The following is a 22,925-nucleotide window of genomic DNA, read 5'->3' as shown; positions in this document are numbered from 1 at the left end:
GAACGGAAGGATCGTCGAGGAGGATCCTTCGAAACTGGTATTGGCGCATTGCACTGACTGCGTCAACTCCGATCGCTTCGCACCTGAGCATGGCTGATCAACGCAAAGATGCCGCTGCCGCCGACAATGTTGCCGGCCAGTGCGGGCAGCGCGAAATCGAACACATAGCCGCCCCAGCTCAGGTCGCCGTTGAAGACAAGATACAACGTCTCGACCGAGCCGACGATGATATGCGTGAAGCCACCAATCGCGATGAGCGTGGTCATCGATACGATGATCGCCAGTTTGGACTGCTCGATCGCGGCCAGCATCCACACCATCGTCGCGATCAGCCAGCCGGCGAGGATGCCCTTGGTGAACATTTGCCACACGGAGTTCTGCATCAGCTCCTTGCCGATGTCGCGGAACGTCTCTTGCGTTTCTGCATCGAATTGCTGGAGATGCAGGAGCCCGTAGGCGAACAGGGCGACACCGACGACATTGCCGAGCAGCACAACGCCCCACAATCGCAACAGCTGGCCAAACTTCTCCCAGCTCGGCTTGCTCATGAGCGGCAGCACGGCCGTCATCGTGTTTTCAGTGAACAACTGCTGCCGCGCTGCGATGACGATGACGAAGCCGACACTGTAGCCAAGACTTTCAAGCAGGAACCGGCCGGGAATGTCGCCGAAGTGGCGATGCAGCAGCGCCCTTGCGACCAGCGAGAATCCCATCGTCAGACCTGCTGCGAGCGATGAGAATGCGAGTGCCGAAACATTGCGGCGAAGCTCGTGCTCCCCTTCGCGGCGAATGACTTCATGCATCACCGCCGGGCGTGGTGGGCGCTTCTCCTCGACGTCGCTTTTCTCGTTTTTCGATAGCTCGGCCGACGCGTCGGATGCGCGTTTTGACGGATCGTCGACGCGCTTGCCTGCGCGCTTCGCGGGTGCCTTTGTCGATGCCGTTCTGGAAGGGCCACTCATGCCGTGTCATCCGTCGATAGGGCCGCGGTGGCGCGAATGACCCGTACGCTAGCATGCGGTCGTGCACGCGCGAAGTTGTGTCGATGGCTCGCGTTCATCTCCGCGACGGGATGCGACCCCGCAGCAATTGTTGAGCGCTGTCAAAGAGCCGGAGACCAAGGTCATCAATGGGCACGTGGGAACGGCTTCAGCCGCGATGCGGTTCTGCCACGTGAAAAGGGCCACGGCGAAAGCCGCTCCCACGAGTTCTCGAAAGAGGCTGCGCACTGAATGGCAAAATCGAGCTACTCCCGGAAAACGATCGAGTGCTCCGCGACGTTGGATATGTCGCGCGCTTCAAGCCGATCGAAGGAGCAGTTCGTACATGGCGTCGCTGCCGCACAATCCCGACAGCTCGATGGCCGATTGGCCATGCGAGTTCGTGGTTTGAACGCGGGCGCCGGCGTCCAGCAGAATCCGCGCGGCGCCGACCTGATCCCCTTTCGGGCATGGACCGCCGGGTCCAAATCCATGCACCGCCCAGAACAGCGGCGTGGCACCGTACTGCGAACATCGCGCTTCGAGTGCTGCGCCCCGCGACACCATCAGACCGACGGTGGCCGCATTGCCCATCCACGCCGCCCAGTGCAGCGCGCGTGCACCGAAGACCGACGTTCGCTCGAGATCCGCGCCCGCTTCGATGAGCACACTGGCAACGCGCTCGACACCCATCGAGGCCGCTCCGATGAGTGGCGTTTCGCGGTCGCCCGAACCGTTGATCGATGCGCCATGCTCGATCATCAGTCGAGCCAGCTCGCCTTCGGTGCCGTTGGTCAGCCAGCCTTGGCCGACGCAATCGGCGATGTAATGCAGCGGGTCCGATTCGTTCTGTTGGTTCAGGAACCAGCGGATGGGGCGGCTTGCGAGACTCTCGTCCGACAGCAGCGCACGTCGAACGCCGTCGAGATCGCCGCTTCTGATCCGGTTGCCGAAATCGTCGTGTGTCATGAAGCCTCTCTCGTGTCGTTTACACATGCTCTGTCTGTGAGCCAACTCCGTCGTCGCGGCCGTTCTACCTCAACCCTGCAATCAGCTGATGGAACTGCGCGTCCATTTCGCATTCGGGGAGCGGGTAGTGATGATCCATCCACCACGTCATCAGCGTGATCAACGTGCCGGACAGCTGCTGCGCCAGAATCACTTGCGGAACAACGGCATTCGTCTGCATGCGTACGCGTGCCGCTTGCACCCGCTGCTCGAACACCTCGGCAATGTTGTTCTGCCAGACCTTGAGGATGAATTCGGTCTTGCGCGCGCGCGCCAACGAGTCGAACAACGGTTTCATCTGGCGGATGTGCTCGAACAGCCAGCACGCCGGAAACTGGTAGCTGCCGACCGCATCATTCCATTCGAGTCGTCCGCCCAGTTCACGGGCGAAAGTCAGTGTGTGGCGGATGAACAATTCGTCCTTGTCCTCGAAGTGTGCATAAAACGTCGAGCGACCGACGTTTGCGCGTCGGCAAATCGCCAGCACCGAAATATCGTCGAAGCCTTTTTCGTGCATCAGCCCGATCAGCGCCGACGCTAACTCACCGCGCGTTCGCACGCCACGCGCATCGTCGGAATGTCCGGGGATCGGAATGAAATGCGGCACAGTGGACCCTTGATTGTCCGGGAATGCGTCGGCCACGCACACAACCTTGCAAGCCTCGCATATCGTCGGGCCAACTGCATCCCAACGAGAACGACGTGAGCCAGCAGATCCGTTATGGCGCAATCCTGATTTCCGGTTCCGCGGTTCTGCTGCTGATGAGTGTGGTGCATCCGAGCGCCATTCCGTTCGGCGACGAGGTGGCATTGGCTCGCATGGCGATCGTCGACGCGTTCGCCCACAGCCTCGCGATCGTCGGTGTCTGGCTGCTGCTGGTCGGCCAGGCGGGCCTGTCGCGGACGCTTGGGCTGCAACGACCGATGGTAGCCGCCGCGCTGCTGGCATCCGCGATGGCGTCGACGGGACTGGTCGTCGCGGCAGCTCTGGATGGTTTCGTCATTCCGAGGATCGCGCATGAATGGACGGGCGCGGATGCCACCGCACGCGCGGGACTCGAGCAGCTGATCCGGTTCTGCGTCCTTGCCGCAAGTTCGCTCACGCGCATCTACATCATGATGGTGGCGCTGGCGATCCTGTTGTGGTCGTGGGTCATCCGCAGCGACCGCCTGGACGCTGCATTGCCTTGGGTCGGAGGGATCGTCGGCCTTGCAGGCTTCGCGACCTTGTTCGGAGGACCCGCCTACGTGCACGTGCACGAACTGATGCTGCTCGTGCTCGGACAATCGGTGTGGATGGTCTGGGCCGGTATGTGGATGATCCGGACGGATCGAACTGCCGCGCCGTGGCGCGAGGAAAATCCGTATTCGCAGACTTGATGCGATCCCGGTTGGCAGACCATCACGCGGCTCGCTACCGCCGCCGCGCGATGTCAAACGCCTGTCCACTTCGATGGACCGTGATTCAACCCGTTTTCGGTGTGTTTGCCGGGAACGTGTCCGGCAAGGAAACTTCCGCGATCCTCCACTCCCTGCGCTTGCGCCGGCCTGATGTCCGGTTCGGCGGCGCTTCGGGGTTTCAGTCAGCAAGCCCGGTTGCGAGCACGTCGCTCGCGGGCACTGAAGAAGGAAGGGGAAGACCATGAATTCGATTCGAACTGCGCGCGTGCGCGGCAGCGGAGCTGCGTTTGCGAAGAAGGTGTGGCAAACGCAATGGTTGTTCGGCGCACTGCTGTGCGCGATCGCGATCCCCGCCTCCGCGGACATTTTCAACGTCGACAGCGGCGCGGACGCAGGACAGGATTCCACCATCACCAACCACTGCGCCGCGTCGGGCGATACCTCGCATTGCACGCTGCGTGCGGCGATCATGCTCGGCAACACGCGCGCCGGTATTCACACCATCAACATCGGCGTGCCGACGATCACCGTGATCAACGGCAGCCTCGCCCAGATGCGCGCACCGTTCACGCTCAACGGCAACCACGCAACGATCAATGGCAATGGACATGGCTGCCTCGACCTGACCGATTCCGGCACCGCCAACGTCGGTCACAGCGACGGAGCAACCGGTTCCCAGGTCTTCAATCTGGTGATCGGCAACTGCAGCGGTTCGGGCATCAGCGCCAACGGCCACAATTACATCTTCACCGGCAACTTCATCGGCGTGAATACGACCGGCCTGCTGGCGATGCCGAACGTCGGTCACGGCATCTCGGTGTCCGCCTCGCACGTCTATCCGGACACGAGTTCGAATGTCCTGCTCGATCTCTACGACCACTTTCCGGTGCAACCGGTCGATGCATCGGACATCAACGCGTTCGCCAGCAATTTGGCGACGGCGCTCGCATCACTGGAGCCGGTGCTGATCAGCAACAACGTGATCTCCGGCAACGGCCAGAACGGGGTCGAGATCTTCAGCCAGAACATTGCCGCGGTCACCGTGTCGGGCAACATGATCGGCACCGACTTGAGCGGCAACATCGCGATCCCGAATGGCGGCAACGGCGTGCACCTGGTCGGATCGAGTTTTGGAAACCTGATCGGGCCGGGCAACGTCATCAGCGGCAACGGCGCCAACGGGATCCGGGTCGACGCCGGCAGCGTGTTCCTTCCCAACTTCATCATGGGCAACCGCATCGGCCTCAGCGCAACCCTTCCCAATGTCCACATCGGCAATGCGCTCAGCGGAATCGTCACCGATACCCGCCCGGACAGCAGCGTTGGCAGTTTCAATCCAAGCCTCACGTCGCTGGTCATCGGGCCGGCCAACGTGATTGCCGACAACAACGGTGCGAACAACAATGCGTTCCCGGATGTCCTCGGCGACGACAGCGCCGGCATCCTCATCACTGGTGCGAGCAACAGCGTGAAGGTCTTCGGCAACACGATCGGTCTCGCCGAGTTCCCTACCGGAACTCCGATCAACTCAGCTGCCTACGGCAATGCAGGCGACGGCGTCATCGTGACGGCCAGCGGCAACGCGATCGGCGGCGGCAACATCATCGCGGCGAACGCACGCCACGGCATCGTCGTCCGCGGCAGTGGCACGGCCAGCACGAGCATTGCCGGCAATTCGATCGGCGTCAGTCCGTCGTTCGCTGGAAATTTCACTCTGGGCAACGGTGTTGACGGAATCCATATCGATGCATCCAGCGCCACGACCATTGGCGGGCCCGCCGGGGGTGACACCAATGTGATCGTGGCAAACCATCGCAACGGCATCGCGTTGCGCAATGGCGGCGGCGATCAGAATGGCTGGAGCAACGTGTTCCAGCGCAATCGCGTGTTCGGCAACGCCGTCACCACGGCAGGCGTCGACATCGACCTCGAGCATCCGGTGAACACCGCCGATGGCCCGCATTCGGAAATTCCGGTGAATTACGCGAATCGCGACCAGGCGCCAGCACAGATCTGCCTCGGCACCGAGGGCTCCGGCGCGTGCAGCGGATCCGGCGCGCCGGTCAGCAGCAGCGGCACCACCGCGTTGCAGTGGACCCTGGCCAGCCACGGCGTGGCGAACTTCCGCCTCGAGTTCTTCGCGATCGATGCGTCGACGACGATGGCTGCGTCGACGATGACCTTTCTTGGCGAGCAGCTGGCGTCGACCGATGCGCAGGGAAAGCCCGCCAACAGTGGAACCTGCAGCGGCGGGCGCTGCCTCGCATCGCTGAGCGCAGTGTCGCCGGGACGCCGCATCGTGATGACCGCCACCGACATCACGCCACTCACCGACACGCCCGCGGGCGGCAGCGGCTGGCAGGCGCAACTGAAGTGCTTCATCGGCAACAACGGAATCCTCTTGTCGAGCTGCAAGACGAATGACACATCCGAGTACTCGAATGCCGCCGCCGTGCAGGTCAGCGACATCGTTTTCAAGAGCGGATTCGACTGAACGCCGGATTGCTTGGAACGTCACTGAATTGCGAGCAATGAGGCGCGATCGGCGATCCCGGTCGCGCTGGAAATCGCCGGGACGCGTTTCGATGGAAAGGGGCAACGGAGCCAGTCGATCAGAAATCCGAGTTGATCACGCGGATCCCCTTTCCCTTCCGCGCCACGACCGCTCTGCCACGGTCGTGGCGACCGACGGACGCGTCGGGAACGGAGTCGCGTGACATGCCGGCGCTCACGCCGCCGGTTTGGCGTGTCCTTCGTTGGTTTTTTTGTTCGGAACGCACGATTCACGTCATTGGGTCGGATGGAGCTTGCGGACGTGGATTGCGATAGGAGAAGCGCGATGATCGTCTTGGTCTTGACCGCCAATTCCTCCACCCTGCGAACCCTCCCAGTGCGGTCAGAGTGAGAACGCTGGAGATCCAGCCGATCCATCGATCGGCCGTCATCGCGAAGGTGGCTTCGATGACGTGGGAGCCATGGGGAACCTTGACGACGATGACGCCGTCGCGATCGCAGCCGATGGGCGTTTCCTGTTGGTTGATGAGAACGCGCCACGCTGGATAGCACAGGATTTTCATGCGCACGACGGAATCCGTGCGGCCCAGCGTCCGCCACACGTGCGTGTCGTCCCGCTCGAGTAGCGGAGTCGCGACAGCATCGCCGTAAATGGTGGTCCACAATTTGGACGTACTGGTGCCCGAAGGCGTTGTTTCAACCGACAACGGGACGTGTTCGGGTGGATTAAGTCGACTCGCACTCAGCGCCCATCGGATCTGTGCGTCGCTGGTTCGTTTCACTGGAGGCAGCGATCCGCCCGTTCCGAACAGCAGTGGGAAGGACGCAAGCAGAGCGAATGCAGGCAGAGCGATCGACGCTGCAAGCGTGTTGGCTTTGGAAGTTCGGCCAGAGATGGACGAAGCGGCGGACCACGCAAAGATCGACGCCAGCGGCAGCCATCGCCAGCCGAACTGCAGGAACGCAGCACCCGGAACGTATGTGTAAAAGCTTGCGGCAAGCGGCGTGCAGAGCGCCAGGAGCACGAGCGTGCAGACAAACCAGCGCCTCGTTTCGATCTTTTTGGCGTGGGTTCCCGAGAACTCCTGCCGAATCCAGGCGAGGGTCGCAATCGACAGCACGCCCATCGCCACCGGTTCAAGGTAGGGCGCGTCGCCGCGAGCACGTTGCAGAAATGGCTCGTCCGGATCGAACAGCAGGTTTGCTCGCCAGTCGAGTACACCGCCGACCAACGCATCAGCATGCACCCATTGCAATTCCCAGAGTGCCGGCAGCACGTAAAACGCGCAGAGTCCGATGCCTGTCGCAAGACTTCCCGCGACGATCCACAGCGTGCGAAGTCCCGACGGCGCGCCGAGTCGGGTCGTCGCAAGAAGCAACGCCGCGACGCCCAGCATGAATGCGCTGGGAAGCTGGGCCAGGGCAACCAGCGCAAACGGGACCGCGATCGCCGACACGTCTCGAGCGCTGCACGTTCGCGCGCGCTGGACGCCTGCAACCACCCATGGAGAGATCGAGGCGGCGAGCGCCGCTGCCGGAAGGTTGTAGTGCGTCACCAGCATCAGCAGCGGAGGAGACACCGTCGCGGTGACCGCGAGGAGCCACCCGTCTGATCCCGGCGATCGGTACAGCGCGCTGCACGAACAGGCAGAAATCAGAACGGCGGCAATGTAGACGCTCTTGAGACCAGCAAGCGCCGAGCCGGACAGCATTGTCGCTGCGCTCGCCACCCAATAGGCAAGGGGACCGTAGAAAACGAACGCCGGCGAGCCGTATCCGCCGTTTGCACCAGCCATCCACCGCGGATAGAGCGTCCCCTCGGAAAGATTTCTGCTGAATTCCTGCGCCCACCACAGGTGCAAAGGCCAATCGAAATAGGCGGCCAAACCGGGGGTGAACGCAATGAGCAGCGCGGCCGAAAGGAGGGTGGCGATCGGCGCGCAGAGGAATGAGAGTCGACGCTCGGCGGACATCGGACCGAGTCTGCTCCGTGGTTGCGCGGATTCCCTCACGTGGCGCTCCGTTGAGCGAACTTCCTGTTTCGCTGGCGGAGCATCGCACGCTTGCGCCCGCCGTCGCATCATCGCTCGGCTGTCACAGTCGCGCGCTCACCTGGTCGCATCAGCGTCTCGAGCGCGAGTCCGATCCGTTCCCGGCTTCACTGGCAGGTTGAATCGCGGAGGCGGCGACTGCGACCCGGCGGGCACGCGCGCGCCGCGGCGGCGAATGTGCCCACTCAATCGGCACCCGCCCTGATTCGTCCTGCTCCCCAAAACAAAAGGGCTTGCATCTCTGCAAGCCCTCATGGAACTGGCGCCCGAAGTTGGACTCGAACCAACGACCCCCTGATTAACAGTCAAGTGCTCTAACCAGCTGAGCTATTCGGGCGAGCCGCGCATTTTCTTTGCTCGGGGTGGGAACGTCAAGTCGCCGTTGCGGCAACCTGCAGGCACTCGGCTGCTGCACCGGCGGACGGCGTGCCCTGCCGGACACGTCCGCCCTGGTTGATCACGAGGCTCATCGCACCTGCGGCGCCTGCCCCCCGGTCGCAAACCGTCAGGGTCAGATTGGTACCGCCCGCGCTGCCGTCGCGCCGGTAATCCACGTGCAGCCGTCCGCGGGTGCTGAGGATCGCAACTCCCTGAGGCTGTGCCTGCGCGATGGCGACGACGCTTTCGTCGGCGGACCGCTCGCCGTCGTGGTCGAGGTCGGCGAAGACCAACCAGCCGTGTTGCCATTGGCGGTCGTGCAGGCAATGCTGTTGGTCCGCGCTCGGGCAGACGACGACGTGGGTGCCGCGACTCATCGCTGACAGGCGGGCCATGTTCAGCGCGTTGTTCAGCTCGGCGCTCGCGCCATTTCCGCGGGTGCGACCGATGAGGCCGCTGAAGGCAGGTACCGCGATCATCGCGAGGACCGTGAGGATCGCAAGGGTCATCAACAGTTCGATCAGGGTGAAACCGCGGTTGCGCGACAATTCCGTTTGCATGGCGAGGCTCCGTGGAAGACCTCGAAATGCTAGGAAACGACGCCATATGGTGCGATGGCGGAGCGACGGCAGCCGGCGTAGGAATTGTGCGACCGGTCCTGCGAGCGCCTCGCCTTGATATCGTAGGAACGCTTCGCGGGGACTCGTCTCCAGCGACCCACCCTCGCACGGAAACCCTCAATGAGTGATCGCTTCCAACTCGTGTCCCCGTTTCAGCCCTCCGGCGACCAGCCGGCCGCGATCAAGCGCCTGACTGCCGGGTTTGAAGCGGGCCTCGCCCAGCAGACCCTGCTCGGCGTGACCGGGTCGGGCAAGACGTTCACGATTGCGAACGTGGTGCAGAACATCCAGAAGCCGACCATCGTGATGGCGCCCAACAAGACGCTGGCCGCGCAGTTGTATGGCGAGTTCAAGGAGTTCTTTCCGCACAACGCGGTCGAGTACTTCGTCAGCTACTACGATTACTACCAGCCCGAGGCGTACATCCCCGGCAGTGACACCTACATCGAGAAGGATGCGTCGATCAACGAGCACATCGAGCAGATGCGGCTCGCTGCGACCAAGGCGCTGCTGTCGCGTTCCGATGCGCTGATCGTCGCGACCGTCTCGGCGATCTACGGCCTCGGCGATCCACAGGATTACCTCTCGATGCGCTTGATCCTGTCGCGCGGCGAACATACCGATCAACGCGAGCTGATCCGCCACCTGACCGAACTGCAGTACACGCGTGGCGACTACGAACTGCGCCGCGGAACCTATCGCGTGCGCGGCGAAGTGATCGACGTGTTTCCGGCCGAGTCGGAAACCGAGGCGCTGCGCATCGAGCTGTTCGATGGCGACATCGAGAACCTGTCGATCTTCGATCCGCTCACCGGCGAAGTGATCCGCAAGATCCCGCGCTTCATCGTGTATCCGAAGACGCACTACGCGACCACGCGACAGGCCACGCTCAACGCTGTCGAGACAATCAAGGTCGAGTTGAAGGATCGTCTCGATTACCTCTACAAGGAGAACAAGCTGCTCGAAGCGCAGCGGTTGCAGCAGCGCACGCAGTTCGACCTGGAAATGATGAATGAGGTCGGTTACTGCCAAGGCATCGAGAACTACTCGCGCCACCTGACGCGACGCGCGCCCGGCGAGCCACCACCGACCTTGTTCGACTATCTGCCGCCGGACGCGCTGCTGGTGGTCGACGAATCGCATGTGACGATTCCGCAGCTTGGCGCGATGTACAAGGGCGACCGCTCGCGCAAGGAAAATCTGGTCAACTTCGGGTTCCGGCTGCCCTCGGCGATGGACAACCGCCCGCTCCGGTTCGAAGAGTGGGAGGAGCGCACGCCGCGTGCGATCTTCGTGTCGGCGACGCCGAGTGCGTACGAGCTGGAGAAGTCCAGTGGAAACATCGTCGAGCTGCTGGTGCGCCCGACCGGGCTCACCGATCCGCCGATCGAGGTGCGTCCTGCGCGCACGCAGGTGGACGACCTGCTGTCGGAAGCGAATGCGCGCATTGCGATGGGCGACCGTGTGCTGGTGACGACGCTGACCAAGCGGATGGCGGAAAACCTCACCGAATACCTCGAGGAACACGGGGTGCGCGTGCGCTACCTTCATTCGGACATCGAGACGGTCGAGCGCGTCGAGATCATCCGTGACCTGCGCCTCGGCAAGTTCGACGTGCTGGTCGGCATCAATCTGCTGCGCGAAGGTCTCGACATGCCGGAGGTGTCGCTGGTTGCGATCCTCGACGCGGACAAGGAAGGATTCCTGCGGTCGACCGGCTCGCTGATCCAGACGATCGGCCGCGCGGCGCGCAATCTGCGCGGCAAGGCGATCCTGTACGCCGATCGCATCACCAACTCGATGCAGGCGGCAATCGACGAAACCGACCGGCGACGCGCGGTGCAGGTGCAGTACAACCTCGATCACGGCATCACTCCGGCGTCGATCGTCCGCCGCATCAATGACGTGATGGAAGGTGCGCGCGAGGCAGAAGCGGCCAAGCCGCGTGGCCGTGGCGCGGCGGCGCGCAAGGTCGCCGAGCAGCAGGCGGACTACCGCGCAATGTCGCCGCAACAGCTGTCGACGAAGATCCGCCAACTCGAAGCGGCAATGTACAAACACGCGCAGGATCTGGAGTTCGAGGACGCGGCGCGCCTTCGTGACGAGATCCATCGCGCCCGCGAGGTCGGCTTGCTCGGCTGATGCGCCGCGCGTCACGGGCCTGACTTTTCACCCGACTAGGCTTGGCGTTTTACCGGGATGCATGCGGTGTGCCGTGTGCGTTCACCGCCGAAGCCGTTGACGATGATCCGACCCTTGCAGGCGCGCAAACCCGCGCCGATCGCTGCCGACGTGGTCGCCACGCAGATCAGCAGCCTGTTGCTGGCGACCGCAGCCATCGATCCGTCGATGTGCGTGCTCGATGTCGCCCCGTTGTTCCTCGAGCCACGACACGCCGGCCTGCTGAGCCTGCCGGTCGTCGGTCTGAACGAAACGCCACTCGGTTTGATCAGCCGCTACGAGCTGATGCGCATCTTCCTGATGCCCTACGGGCGCGAGTTGTTCGGGCGTCGCTCCATCACGGCGGTGATGAATGCGAAGCCGCTGATGCTCGCGTCGGCGACGCCCATCGACGAAGCGGCACGGGCGGTGGCGATGAACATCACCAGCCCCATCACCGAGGATTTCATCCTCGTCGACGACAGCGGACGGTATGCAGGGACGGGCCTCGTGCTCGATGTACTGCGCGCGGTCGAAAGTCGGCTTTCGCAACACGGCGACGAACTCCAGCGTGCGTATGCGCGGGTAAAGTCGTCGCAGTTGCAGATGGTGCAGTCGGAAAAGATGGCGTCTCTCGGGCAGATGGTTGCGGGCCTCGTGCACGAGATCAACACGCCGCTCGGGTACGTGCGCAACAACGTCGAGATGACGCGCGCGACGTTGGGCGACGCAGCGCAGCTGGTCGGGGCACAGGAATCTGTGATTGCCGCGCTGACAGGAACCGAGGAACCCGGCGCGGAGCTCGACCTGCGACTGGCCGAAATCGAGGACCTGCGGCCGCGCATCGACGCCGCCGCACTCGACGACCTGTGCGCGTTGCTTGACGACACGGTGCACGGCATCGGCCAGATCAGCGAGCTGGTCATCAATCTCAAGGATTTCAGCCGGCTCGATCAGGCCGGATTGCAGAAAGCCGATCTCAACGCGCTGGTCGAGAGCGCGTTGCGCATCGTGCAGCACATCGTGCGCAAGCGAGGGATCGAGGTCGTGCATGACGCGGGCGAGACTCCGCCTATCGACTGCGCGCCCGCGCAGATCAATCAGGTGTTGTTGAACCTGATCAGCAATGCCGCGCAGGCCATCGACCACGCGCACGGCAGGATCGTGGTGCGGACGCAGGCGCTCGACCGGCGCGTGCTGGTGCTGGTCGAAGACAATGGGAAGGGCATTGCTGCAGCGGATCTCCCGCGCATTTTCGATCCGTTTTTCACGACCAAGCCGGTGGGGCAGGGCAGCGGCATGGGTCTGGCAATCTCACATCAGATCATCGAGCAGCATGGTGGGGTGATCCAGGTGCGGTCCAAGGTGGGCGTCGGTACCCGATTCCTCATCGTGCTGCCGGTACGTGGCATCGAAGGCGCGCCGGCATGACGGCGGACTTGCCCTGTGTGCTGTTCGTCGACGATGAGGAACGCATCCTCCGGTCCCTTCGCATGCTGTTCCGTGGGCGGTTCGAGATCCTGACAACCACGTCGGGTCGCGAAGCGATCGATTGGGTCAAGCGGCGTCCCGTGCACGTGATCGTCAGCGACCAGCGCATGCCGGAAATGAGTGGCGTCGCGGTGTTGCGGGAGGTGGCGGAACACTCGCCGTCGACGATGCGGATTCTGCTGACGGGCTACGCGGACATGGACGCGGTGACCGATTCAGTCAACGAAGGCGAGATCTTCCGCTTCGTCGAAAAACCGTGGAACGGAGTGGCGTTGGTGGATTCGGTCGCGGAGGCAGCGGGGATCGCAATGAGCGAGTTCGCCGCGGCATCGCGGTCCGCTATCCCGCGCGATGCGCGCGCGAAGTCAGCGGAGGGCGGGATTTCGTTCAACGCGATTGCGGCGAGGGTGGTGGTGCTGGACGAATCGGGCGATCTGGTCGCGCTGGTGCGCGACCTCCTGCCAACGGCGGTGCATGTCGCCCATGCGACCAGCCTCGAAGCGGCCCTGGATATCCTCGCCGAGAAGGACGTCGCGATGGTCGTCGCCCAACTCGCCAGCGCCAATGGCGATGTGGCCGATTCGCTCAAGCAACTGAAGCGGCTGCGGCCGGCCACGCTGTCCGTGGTCGTCTCGCCGCTGCGCGACAGCCGGCTGGTGATCGGACTCATCAATGAAGGACAGATCTTCCGGTTCCTGCTCAACCCGCCGCCGCGCGAATTGTTGCGGCGCGGCCTGATCGCCGGCCTGGAGCGGCATGCGGAAATGCGGGTTGCATCGAATCTGCTGCGCCGGCATGCAGTCGAGGCGCCGCGCGCTGAAGCGGCAACAATGCCGGGTCGACTGCTGCAGGCTTGGCGACGGTTGCGCGAGGCAGCGATCACGCGGATTGCCTGAGGACATCCGCGCCGACCGTCGTCAACGTATTTTGTGTTGTCCCGTTTCAGGCTGTGTGCTACCTTGCGCGCCCCTCGCGTGGCATCTGTCATCGCTTGCAGGGGCTTCGCGTGTCAGGCGGAGGTGCCAACGTTTCACGACCGGGCGGTTAGCTCAGCGGTAGAGCACTACCTTGACATGGTAGGGGTCACAGGTTCGATCCCTGTACCGCCCACCAGTGGAGAGTTTCACGAAGCTGGTTTTTGCACTCGACCGACAGGACACGTAGTTCGAAAGAACACGATCACCATGACGCGAACCTTCACCCACATCTGATACGCGCGCGATCGTTCCCATGGTGAAATGAAAAGGGCGCGATGCGCCCTTTTTTTGTTTCCGTCGCTGGCCACGGTCGTCGAGTCGGCGGGCCTCTCCGGCAATGCCGGACTTTTCGAGAAGAACCCCATGATCCATGTCACGCTCCCCGACGGCAGCCTGAAATCGTTCGATCACCCGGTCACCGTGCAGGACGTCGCCGCCTCCATTGGCGCGGGTCTCGCCAAGGCCGCATTGGCCGGCAAGGTCGATGGCCAGCTGGTCGACACCAGCCGCGCGATCGATCACGACGCAAAGCTCGAGATCGTCACGAACAAGAGCCCGGAAGCGCTCGACATCATCCGCCACTCGACCGCGCATCTGCTTGCGCAGGCGGTGCAGCGACTGTTCCCTCAGGCGCAGGTGACGATCGGTCCGGTGATCGACAACGGGTTCTTCTACGACTTCGCATTCGAGCGCCAGTTCACCACTGACGACCTCGTGGCGATCGAAGCGGAGATGAAGAAGATCGTCGCCGAGGCGCTGCCGGTGTCGCGCGTCGTGATGGGCCGCGACGAGGCCGTCGCGTATTTCCGCGGCAAGGGCGAGGAGTACAAGGCGCAGATCATCGAGAGCATTCCGGCGAACGAGGATCTGTCCCTGTACACGCAGGGCGAGTTCACCGACCTGTGCCGCGGCCCCCACGTTCCCAACACTGGCAAGCTCGCCACGTTCAAGCTGATGAAGGTGGCCGGCGCGTACTGGCGTGGCGATTCGAACAACGCGATGTTGTCGCGCATCTACGGCACCGCGTGGCTCAACGACAAGGACCTCGCTGCGTACCTTCATCAGATCGAGGAAGCCGAGAAGCGCGACCACCGGAAGATCGGCAAGGCGCTCGATCTCTTCCATCAGCAGGAAGAAAGCCCGGGCATGGTGTTCTGGCATCCGAAAGGCTGGGCGATCTGGCAGCAGGTCGAGCAGTACATGCGCGGCGTCTACAAGGCCAGCGGGTATCAGGAAGTGCGCTGCCCGATGGTGCTGGACGTGTCGCTGTGGAAGAAGTCGGGCCACTGGGACAACTACGCCGAGAACATGTTCTTCACCGAGTCGGAAAAGCGCACCTACGCGCTGAAGCCGATGAACTGCCCGGGGCATGTGCAGATCTTCAACACCGGCCTGCACAGTTATCGCGAGCTGCCGATCCGCTACGGCGAATTCGGAGGCTGCCATCGCAACGAGCCATCGGGTGCGCTGCACGGGATCATGCGCGTGCGGGCGTTCACCCAGGACGACGGGCATATCTTCTGTACCGAGGAGCAGGTCGAGGGCGAGGTCACGGCTTTCCACCTGCAGGCCATGAAGGTGTATGCGGACTTCGGCTTCACCGATCTTGCCATCAAGCTGGCGCTGCGCCCTGAAAAGCGCATCGGTTCGGATGAATTCTGGGACCGCACCGAGGGCATGCTGCGTCGTGCTTTGCGGGCCGCAGGTGTCGAGTGGGAGGAGTTGCCGGGCGAGGGTGCCTTCTATGCCCCCAAGATCGAGTACCACCTGAAGGATTCGATCGGCCGTGCGTGGCAGGTTGGCACCATGCAAGTCGATTTCATGATGCCCGAGCGTCTCGGCGCCGAGTACGTGGACGAGCACAGCCAGCGCCAGCATCCCGCGATGCTCCACCGCGCGATTGTCGGCTCGATGGAGCGGTTCATCGGAATCCTGATCGAGCACCATGCAGGGCTGCTGCCGCCATGGCTGGCGCCCGTCCAGGCGGTGGTCATCAACATTACTGACGCTCAGCGCAGTTTTGCGGCAGAAACGGCGCAAACCCTTGTGGGGCAAGGTTTCCGCATCGAGGCCGATTTGCGTAACGAGAAGATCGGCTATAAAATCCGTGAACATACGCTCGGCAAAGTTCCCTACCTCCTGGTCGTGGGTGACCGTGAAAAGGAGTCGGGGGCTGTTTCCGTGCGTACACGGGCGGGCGAGGACCTCGGGTCGATGTCGATCGAAGCCTTTGCCGAACGTCTGAAGTCCGAGTGCGCGCGAAACTGAGTCGCGAACCCGGCCGTGATTTCCCTTGGAGGATTGAAGTATCGCCACCGATAGCAAACCGAACCGCAGGAACCTGGAAATCCGCGTCCCGCGGGTGCGTGTCATTGGCGCGGAGGGTGAGCAGGTCGGCATCCTGACCCGCGACGAAGCGCTGGCCATGGCCCAGGAAATCGGCATGGACCTGGTCGAGATCCAGCCCAACGGCGATCCACCGGTGTGCCGGATCATGGATTTCGGCAAGTTCAAGTTTGATGCGCAGAAGAAGGCGCATGCGGCGAAGAAGAAGCAGAAGCAGGTCGAGATCAAGGAACTGAAATTCCGCCCGGTTACCGATATCGGCGATTACACGATCAAGATGCGTAATCTTCGACGATTCCTTGAGGAAGGCGACAAGGTCAAGATCACGATCCGCTATCGCGGTCGCGAAATGGCGCACCAGGAACTGGGGCGCGCGATGGTCGACAAGATCTCGGCGGACATCATCGAGGAAGCGGTGATCGAGCAGTACCCGAGAATGGAAGGCCGGTTGATGGTCATGATGATCGCGCCGAAGAAAACCAAGTAGGAACACGCAACAGTTTTGTCGCCGGCCATTGCGGCGACGGATCCAGGAGAGGCCCTTCGATGGGCCACACAAGCCGGAACGAGCAGGATGGAAAGCGCGGTTCACGCCGCCGCTCGAGCCAGTCACGAAGAGATCACTACGGAGTTTTGTCATGCCCAAGATGAAAACAAATCGGGCCGCTGCGAAGCGGTTCCGCAAGACGGCGTCCGGCAAGTTCAAGTGCGGACACGCGTTCAAGAGCCACATCCTCACGAAGAAGTCGACCAAGCGGAAACGCGGCCTTCGTGCCACCAACCATGTGCGCGCGGAAGATGCAGGTCGCGTCGCCCGCATGTTGCCCTACGCATAAGGAGGACGAGACATGGCACGAGTCAAACGTGGCGTTACCGCCCACCGTCGTCACAAGAAGCTCATTGGCAAGGCCAAGGGTTACTACAACGCGCGTCGCAAGGTCTATCGCGTCGCGAAGCAGGCCGTCACCAAGGCGCACCAGTACGCCTATATCGGCCGCAAGCAGAAGAAGCGCAATTTCCGTGCGCTGTGGATCGTCCGCATCAATGCAGGCGCCCGCATGTTCGGCATTTCCTATAGCCGCCTGATGAATGGCTTGAAGAAAGCGGAGATCACGGTCGACCGCAAGATCCTCGCGGACATCGCATTCCACGACATCAAGGCGTTCGGCGCCCTCGTGGAAAAAGCGAAGGCCAGCCTGGCGGCTTGATCCGTTGCGCCCGATCGTGGGCGCGGCGATCAGGTAGCGGTCGTTCGAGGCCGCACTTTCAGATGGAAAGTACGCGGGGAGGAGGCCAGGCTTCCTCCCCGTTTTTTTTGCGGCACGCGAATCCACTCACTGCCCGTGACGTCATTCCCGCGAACGCGGGAACCCATTTGACGTTGTTGCGTCACGGCGGTTGGATGACCCGCTTCGCTCGTGTGGAGCGATTCCCGCTTTCGCGGGAATGACGGCCGGAACGTGTGCCAAGCTGCGTTTTCCGGAGCGTTGTCGATGGACGAACTCGATTCCAGCGTGACCAGGGCGATCGATGATGTGCGCGGTGCGGAAGCGCTCGACGCATTGGACGCCCTGCGCGTATCGCTGCTCGGCAAGAGCGGCGTCATCACCGCTGCGCTCAAGGCCCTCGGCACCTTGCCGGCGGACGAGCGCAAGTCGCGTGGCGCCGACGTCAATCGCGCCAAGGAACGCATTGCCGAGGCGATCGCCGCACGCAAGGCGGAACTGGAATCGATCGAACTTGATCGCCGCCTCGCGACGGACTGCGTCGACGTGACCTTGCCGGGGCGGCGTGCCCAGCTTGGCGGTCTGCACCCGATCACCCGCACTCTCGATCGGGCGGTCGAGATCTTTGCGCGTCTGGGCTACGAACTCGCGGACGGCCCCGAGATCGAGGACGATTGGCACAACTTCGAAGCGCTGAATTTTCCGCCGGATCATCCGGCGCGCACGATGCATGACACCTTCTGGTTTCCGGACGGTCGGCTGCTGCGCACGCATACCTCGCCGGTGCAGATTCGCGCCGCGCTGGAGCGCAAACCACCGATACGCGTGATCTCGATCGGCAAAGTCTACCGCAGCGATTCCGACCAGACGCATTCGCCGATGTTCCATCAGATCGAGGGCCTGCTGGTGGGCGAGGACGTCAGTTTCGCGGACCTGAAGGGAACGCTCGCCGAATTCGTGCGCGCGTTCTTCGAGCGCGATTTCGAGATGCGTTTCCGCCCCAGTTATTTTCCGTTCGTCGAACCGGGCGCCGAGGTCGACATTCGCTGGGACCGGGACGATGGCACCTCGTCGTGGCTCGAAGTGCTCGGCTGCGGCATGGTGCATCCGAACGTGCTGCGCGCCTGCAATATCGATCCGGAGCGCTACACCGGTTTTGCATTCGGCATGGGTGGCGAACGTTTTGCGATGCTTCGTTATGGCGTCAACGATCTGCGGCATTTCTTCGAGAACGATCTGCGATTTCTTCGGCAATTTGCCTGAGAGCCGGAAATGGGAATTGTGGATCGGCGAGCCACAGCTTGCCCACTCGCCGCTTTCGTTTCCCGATTCTCCATTCCCCAATTCCGGTTCCAAACATGAAATTCAGCGAAAACTGGCTCCGCACCCTGGTCGACATTCCGGTTGATCGCGACGCGCTGATGCATCGCCTGACGATGGCGGGCCTCGAAGTGGAAGGCGTTGAAACGCATGGCGCGGCAATCGACGGCGTGATCATCGGCGAAATCGTCGGCTGCGAGCGCCACCCCAATGCCGACAAGCTGCAGGTCTGCCAGGTCGCCGCGGGTGACGATGCTCCGCTCACGATCGTCTGCGGCGCGCCGAATGCGCGCGCTGGCCTGAAGGCGCCGCTCGCGACGGTCGGCACCACCATGCCGAATGGCATGCAGATCAAAAAGGCCGCGCTGCGCGGCGTCGAATCGAACGGCATGCTCTGTTCGGCGAAGGAACTCGGCATCGATGCCGATGCGTCGGGGCTGCTCGAACTTGGCTCCGACGCGCCGGTTGGGCAGCCGCTTGCGGCGTACCTCGGCCTGCCGGATGCGAGCGTCGAGATCAAGCTCACGCCGAATCGTCCCGACTGCCTCAGTTTGCAGGGCTTGGCGCGCGACACGGGCGCATTGTTCGGCACGGCGTTCCATCTCATCGAAACGTTGCCGGTTGCGGTGACCTCAAGCGCGTCGCGCGACGTGCGGCTCGCAGCCGGCGCCGACTGCCCGCGTTATCTCGGACGCGTGATCGAGGGGGTCGATGCGAACGCGAAGACGCCGCCCTGGTTGACGGCGCGGCTCACCCGCAGCGGAATTCGCCCGATCAGCGCGGTGGTCGACGTCACGCAATACGTGATGCTCGAACTCGGCCAGCCGATGCATGGCTATGACCACGCGAAGCTTGCCGGTCCTGTGGTGGTTCGCCAGTCGACAGCGGGCGAACGCGCGACGCTGCTGGATGGCCAGGTGCATACCCTGGATTCAAGTTTTCTCGTGATTGCCGACGATCACGGCCTCCACGGCCTCGCCGGCGTGATGGGCGGGCTCGATTCGCGCGTCACCGACACCACGCAGGATGTCTTTCTCGAAAGCGCCCACTTCGCGCCATCGGCGATCATGGGTCGCGCGCGCAAACTCGGCCTGCACACGGACGCGTCTCACCGCTTCGAGCGGGGCGTCGACCCGGAACTCCCTCGTGCCGCGATGGAACGCGCAACGGAATTGCTCATCGGCATTGCCGGCGGCCGCGCGGGTCCGATCACCGAAAGGGTGCGCGCCGACGACCTGCCGTCGCGTGCACCGATCGCTTTGCGTCGTCAGCGCCTTGCGCGTGTGCTCGATCTTCAGATCCCCGATACCGACGTCGCGCGGATCCTCGATTCCCTCGGGCTCGCCGTTGTCGCGACGGAGGATGGCTGGCGCGCGACGCCGCCGAGCTGGCGCTTCGATCTCGCGATCGAGGAAGACCTCATTGAGGAAGTGGTTCGCGTCTTTGGCTACGAGCGGGTTCCGACGCGCGCGCCGCGCGGCGACCTGCGCGCGCCAGTGCTGCCGGAAGCCGTTCTCGATATCGCCCGACTGCGGTCGCAGCTGGTCGCCCGGGACTACGTCGAAGCCGTCTGCTACGCGTTCGTCGCCGACGAGTTGCTTGCGAAATGGCGCATGGCCGATGGGGCGATCGCGCTGTCCAATCCGCTGTCGGCCGATCTGGGTGTGATGCGCACCTCGTTGCTGCCGGGCCTCGTTGCCGCCGTGGCGTCGAACCGCCGTCGGCAGCAGGAACGCGTGCGCATGTTCGAAGTGGGCAACGTGTTCCGCAATGGCAGTGCGGAAACCCTGCGCATTGCCGGCGTCGCTTGTGGCGCTTCGTTTGCCGAGCAATGGGGCGAAGTCCGTCGTGCCGTCGACTTTTTCGACCTCAAGGGAGACGTTGAATCCCTGCTGGCACTGACGAATGTGCCGCGCGAATTCGTCATTGCTGCAGATACGCCGACGTGGCTGCATCCGGGGCAGGGCGCTGCAGTGGCCAGGAATGGTGTGCGGGTCGGGCATCTTGGCGCGCTCCATCCGGATCTCGCCCGAACGCTCGATGTCGCCGACGACCTGTTCCTGTTCGAACTCGACGTGGCCCTCGTCTCCGCGCGTCCTCTCCCCAAGGCGGCGCCTCTCTCGAGGTTTCCGGCGGTCAGGCGCGATCTTTCGTTCGAACTCGCCGAAGACGTTCCCTACGCGACGGTCGAATCGTCGATTCGTGCTGCCGTTGGCGAATCCCTGTCCGACATCGTCCTGTTCGATCGATACGCCGGAGTCAACCTCGGATCGGGCATCAAAAGCCTCGCTATAGGCTTGATTTTACAGGACCGTTACCGCACGCTTACGGATCAGGACGCAGATCGTTGCGTGGCCCTCGCGGTCGCTGCCCTGGAATCGGTTTGCAATGCGAAGTTGCGGGGGTAGGATGGCGTTGACCAAGGCGGAAATGGCCGAACGTCTGTTCCTTGACGTCGGTTTGAACAAGCGGGAAGCCAAGGAATTCGTCGACGCGTTCTTCGAAGTGGTACGTGATGCACTGGAAAAAGGGGAGCAGGTGAAGTTGTCGGGTTTCGGCAATTTCGATCTGCGATTCAAGAACCAACGTCCCGGACGTAATCCCAAGACCGGTGTGGAGATTCCAATCTCCGCGCGGAGGGTGGTGACGTTCCGGCCGGGGCAGAAACTGAAGATCCGGGTCGAAGCCTATGCTGGATCAGGGCAGTAATAGCGAATTGCCGGTCATCCCGGCGAAACGCTATTTCACCATCGGGGAGGTCAGCGAACTGTGTGGCGTCAAGCCGCATGTGCTTCGCTATTGGGAACAGGAGTTTCCCAATCTCAAGCCGGTGAAACGCCGCGGAAATCGCCGTTATTACCAGCGTCACGATGTGCTGGTGATTCGTCAGATCCGCTCGTTGCTGTATGACCAGGGTTTCACGATCACCGGCGCACGCCAGCGGCTCGAAGGCTCGCAGGCGCGCGTCGAGTCGACGATTTCCAGCCAGATCGTTCGTCAGGTGCGGCAGGAGCTCGAGGAAGTTCTGCAGATCCTGCGTCGCTAGACGGAGCGCGTCGCTCCGTGCGGGAGATGCGCGCACGTGCTCAATCGTGGTGTCTTTTTCTGTGTTGTCATGCACCTGCACACAGCTGCAGTGGCTTCGGCGTGGCCAGTTGCGGAACATGTACACGATCCTGCGCATCTGCTCGACCGGATGCACATGGCCGAAGTGCAGGCGATCGGATCACAGCTTCGACAATATCAGGAAGAAACTGGCATCTGCATTGAGGTGCAGGTCGCGGCCACGGCGGCGTTGCAGGCGTTTGCGGACACACAATGCGCGGACGCCTCACGGCGCATCGTGCTTGCGATCGCGCCCGAGTCGGCCGCCGCTGCAATCGATGTCGGTGAGCAGTTGCGCGATCGTGTCGATGAAGGCTTGAAGCTGGCACTGCTGGAAAAACGTGTCCTGCCTCATCTTCGTGCCGACGATGCTGTCGGTGCGGTGATTGCAGGAGCGAGTGAGCTTCACTACGCTCTTGCGCATGGCGCCGCCGAAATCATGGCTGCGGCACCCGACCGTGTCAGTTGGTTCGACGCCCATCGCGATCGACTTTTCGTAGGTTTCCTCGCCGTCCTGGTCGTTCTTCTCTGCCTTGCAGCAATTGTGCTTTTGGCCGAATGGCTGGGCTGGTTGCCCCGCAAGAGACGCGGGTTTTGGCGCGTGCTGGACTGGCTCCTCTGGATCCCGTCGGTGATTTCGATCCGCCTGACGCCGGGGTCTTCCAGTGGCGGCTCGTCAGGCCAATCGTCTGACCGCTATCGCGGCGGCGGTGGCGGCTCGGCAGGGGGCGGCGCATCGGGAGATTGGTAGAATCTCGTCGGCATCGGTCTGCTATAATTTCTGATTGTTCTGTTCAACGTATTTCAATTCGGGGCGTAGCGCAGCCTGGTAGCGCACCTGCCTGGGGGGCAGGGGGTCGTCGGTTCAAATCCGGCCGCCCCGACCAATTTCTGATGTGCAGCAGTGACGGCGACAGGCGTGGGTTTTTCCGCCTTTCTCATGGTCGAGGACGTTCTCGGGATGTGTCCTGCGTACCCATCCAGCCTTCGGCCAGCGCGGTCCATGCAGTGATGTGATTCACCGACGACATCGTCCTCCCTCTGCAAAGGAACGCGGGCGGCGTTTCACGAGAGACCACCAGAGTCTGATTCAATACGCGCGCTTCGGCGGTGAGATGTCAGGGCAAATTGCCCGCGCAAAATCTTGGCGAAGGCTGTCCAGATTGGCGGCATCGATCCGCGAGTAAGGGCTTCATACGCCCATCGCGTCATGAAGCTCCTGCGGTTTGGTGCCTGGTCGCGTCGTGAGATCCAGACTGGAAATCGCGCGCGCGCGGCGCTGGTTGCCTCGGGGTCCGTGAGGCTGCAAATGTGCTGGAGTCGGGATCGTTCGTAGCCCGGACGCGTT

19 protein-coding genes and 3 tRNA genes are annotated in these 22,925 nt (G+C 62.8%); 16 read left to right on the top strand and 6 right to left on the bottom strand.

Annotated elements, in window-relative coordinates; translation table 11 throughout:
* Window positions 1–62 precede the first annotated feature (62 nt).
* The 3 genes from ABIV12_RS09580 to ABIV12_RS09570 all read right to left on the bottom strand — a co-directional run bounded on the left by ABIV12_RS09580 (window position 63) and on the right by ABIV12_RS09570 (window position 2,631).
* Window positions 63–962, bottom strand: a complete 900-nt coding sequence (locus ABIV12_RS09580) for a formate/nitrite transporter family protein (RefSeq protein ID WP_348058637.1) — start codon at window positions 960–962, stop codon at window positions 63–65.
* 336 nt (window positions 963–1,298) lie between these two features.
* A complete protein-coding gene (locus ABIV12_RS09575) occupies window positions 1,299–1,949 on the bottom strand; it encodes an ankyrin repeat domain-containing protein (protein WP_348058636.1) in 651 nt (216 codons plus the stop codon).
* 64 nt (window positions 1,950–2,013) lie between these two features.
* Window positions 2,014–2,631, bottom strand: a complete 618-nt coding sequence (locus tag ABIV12_RS09570; RefSeq protein ID WP_348058634.1) for a TetR/AcrR family transcriptional regulator — start codon at window positions 2,629–2,631, stop codon at window positions 2,014–2,016.
* A 59-nt stretch (window positions 2,632–2,690) separates the two neighbouring features.
* On the opposite strand from ABIV12_RS09570, the gene ABIV12_RS09565 reads away from it, so the two are divergent.
* Together ABIV12_RS09565 and ABIV12_RS09560 are read left to right on the top strand one after the other, a co-directional pair.
* Window positions 2,691–3,368, top strand: a complete 678-nt coding sequence (locus ABIV12_RS09565; protein ID WP_348058632.1) for a hypothetical protein — start codon at window positions 2,691–2,693, stop codon at window positions 3,366–3,368.
* Window positions 3,369–3,630: 262 nt separating this feature from the next.
* Window positions 3,631–5,883, top strand: coding sequence for a hypothetical protein (locus ABIV12_RS09560; RefSeq protein WP_348058630.1), 2,253 nt, complete (start codon window positions 3,631–3,633; stop codon window positions 5,881–5,883).
* A gap of 289 nt (window positions 5,884–6,172) precedes the next feature.
* Here ABIV12_RS09560 and ABIV12_RS09555 read toward each other — a convergent pair whose 3' ends face one another.
* The 3 genes from ABIV12_RS09555 to ABIV12_RS09545 form a co-directional block, all read right to left on the bottom strand.
* Window positions 6,173–7,876, bottom strand: a complete 1,704-nt coding sequence (locus ABIV12_RS09555) for a 6-pyruvoyl-tetrahydropterin synthase-related protein (RefSeq protein ID WP_348058628.1) — start codon at window positions 7,874–7,876, stop codon at window positions 6,173–6,175.
* Between the two features lie 338 nt (window positions 7,877–8,214).
* Window positions 8,215–8,291, bottom strand: a tRNA-Asn gene (locus tag ABIV12_RS09550).
* A 34-nt stretch (window positions 8,292–8,325) separates the two neighbouring features.
* Complete coding sequence (locus tag ABIV12_RS09545) at window positions 8,326–8,892, bottom strand: GspH/FimT family pseudopilin (RefSeq protein WP_348058626.1); 567 nt, start codon at window positions 8,890–8,892, stop codon at window positions 8,326–8,328.
* Between the two features lie 180 nt (window positions 8,893–9,072).
* On the opposite strand from ABIV12_RS09545, the gene uvrB reads away from it, so the two are divergent.
* From uvrB to ABIV12_RS09475, 14 genes are all read left to right on the top strand, one after another.
* Entirely contained in the window at window positions 9,073–11,094 is a 2,022-nt protein-coding gene (uvrB, locus tag ABIV12_RS09540; RefSeq protein ID WP_348058624.1) for an excinuclease ABC subunit UvrB, read from the top strand.
* Between the two features lie 102 nt (window positions 11,095–11,196).
* Complete coding sequence (locus ABIV12_RS09535) at window positions 11,197–12,543, top strand: ATP-binding protein (RefSeq protein WP_348058622.1); 1,347 nt, start codon at window positions 11,197–11,199, stop codon at window positions 12,541–12,543.
* Window positions 12,540–13,499 (top strand): response regulator, encoded by a 960-nt coding sequence (locus tag ABIV12_RS09530; protein WP_348058620.1) that lies wholly within the window; start codon window positions 12,540–12,542, stop codon window positions 13,497–13,499. The genes ABIV12_RS09535 and ABIV12_RS09530 overlap by 4 nt, the downstream gene beginning before the upstream one ends.
* 142 nt (window positions 13,500–13,641) lie before the next feature.
* Window positions 13,642–13,716: transfer RNA gene (locus tag ABIV12_RS09525), tRNA-Val, on the top strand.
* Between the two features lie 227 nt (window positions 13,717–13,943).
* Window positions 13,944–15,848: a threonine--tRNA ligase gene (gene thrS / locus ABIV12_RS09520; RefSeq protein WP_348058618.1), complete on the top strand. Its 1,905-nt coding sequence runs from the start codon at window positions 13,944–13,946 to the stop codon at window positions 15,846–15,848.
* 40 nt (window positions 15,849–15,888) lie between these two features.
* Window positions 15,889–16,413, top strand: a complete 525-nt coding sequence (gene infC, locus ABIV12_RS09515; protein WP_348058644.1) for a translation initiation factor IF-3 — start codon at window positions 15,889–15,891, stop codon at window positions 16,411–16,413.
* 151 nt (window positions 16,414–16,564) lie between these two features.
* The gene (gene rpmI / locus ABIV12_RS09510) at window positions 16,565–16,762 is read left to right on the top strand and encodes a 50S ribosomal protein L35 (RefSeq protein ID WP_348058616.1); all 198 of its coding nucleotides are present in this window, start codon (window positions 16,565–16,567) and stop codon (window positions 16,760–16,762) included.
* Window positions 16,763–16,774: 12 nt separating this feature from the next.
* Window positions 16,775–17,134 (top strand): 50S ribosomal protein L20, encoded by a 360-nt coding sequence (gene rplT / locus ABIV12_RS09505; protein WP_348058614.1) that lies wholly within the window; start codon window positions 16,775–16,777, stop codon window positions 17,132–17,134.
* A gap of 285 nt (window positions 17,135–17,419) precedes the next feature.
* The gene (locus ABIV12_RS09500) at window positions 17,420–18,415 is read left to right on the top strand and encodes a phenylalanine--tRNA ligase subunit alpha (protein WP_348058612.1); all 996 of its coding nucleotides are present in this window, start codon (window positions 17,420–17,422) and stop codon (window positions 18,413–18,415) included.
* A gap of 95 nt (window positions 18,416–18,510) precedes the next feature.
* Window positions 18,511–20,880 (top strand): phenylalanine--tRNA ligase subunit beta, encoded by a 2,370-nt coding sequence (pheT, locus tag ABIV12_RS09495; RefSeq protein WP_348058610.1) that lies wholly within the window; start codon window positions 18,511–18,513, stop codon window positions 20,878–20,880.
* A gap of 1 nt (window position 20,881) precedes the next feature.
* Complete coding sequence (gene ihfA, locus ABIV12_RS09490) at window positions 20,882–21,181, top strand: integration host factor subunit alpha (protein ID WP_348058608.1); 300 nt, start codon at window positions 20,882–20,884, stop codon at window positions 21,179–21,181.
* Window positions 21,162–21,518, top strand: coding sequence for a MerR family transcriptional regulator (locus tag ABIV12_RS09485; RefSeq protein ID WP_348058606.1), 357 nt, complete (start codon window positions 21,162–21,164; stop codon window positions 21,516–21,518). Before ihfA ends, ABIV12_RS09485 begins: the two co-directional genes overlap by 20 nt.
* Before the next feature lie 69 nt (window positions 21,519–21,587).
* Window positions 21,588–22,328: a TPM domain-containing protein gene (locus tag ABIV12_RS09480; protein WP_348058604.1), complete on the top strand. Its 741-nt coding sequence runs from the start codon at window positions 21,588–21,590 to the stop codon at window positions 22,326–22,328.
* Between the two features lie 59 nt (window positions 22,329–22,387).
* A tRNA-Pro gene (locus ABIV12_RS09475) sits at window positions 22,388–22,464 on the top strand.
* The last annotated feature ends 461 nt before the right edge of the window (window positions 22,465–22,925 follow it).

Origin of the sequence: Dokdonella sp. (assembly GCF_039926425.1) — a bacterium.
Classification (GTDB): Bacteria; Pseudomonadota; Gammaproteobacteria; order Xanthomonadales; family Rhodanobacteraceae; genus Dokdonella_A.
This window is presented reverse-complemented; position numbering and strand designations above follow the sequence as displayed.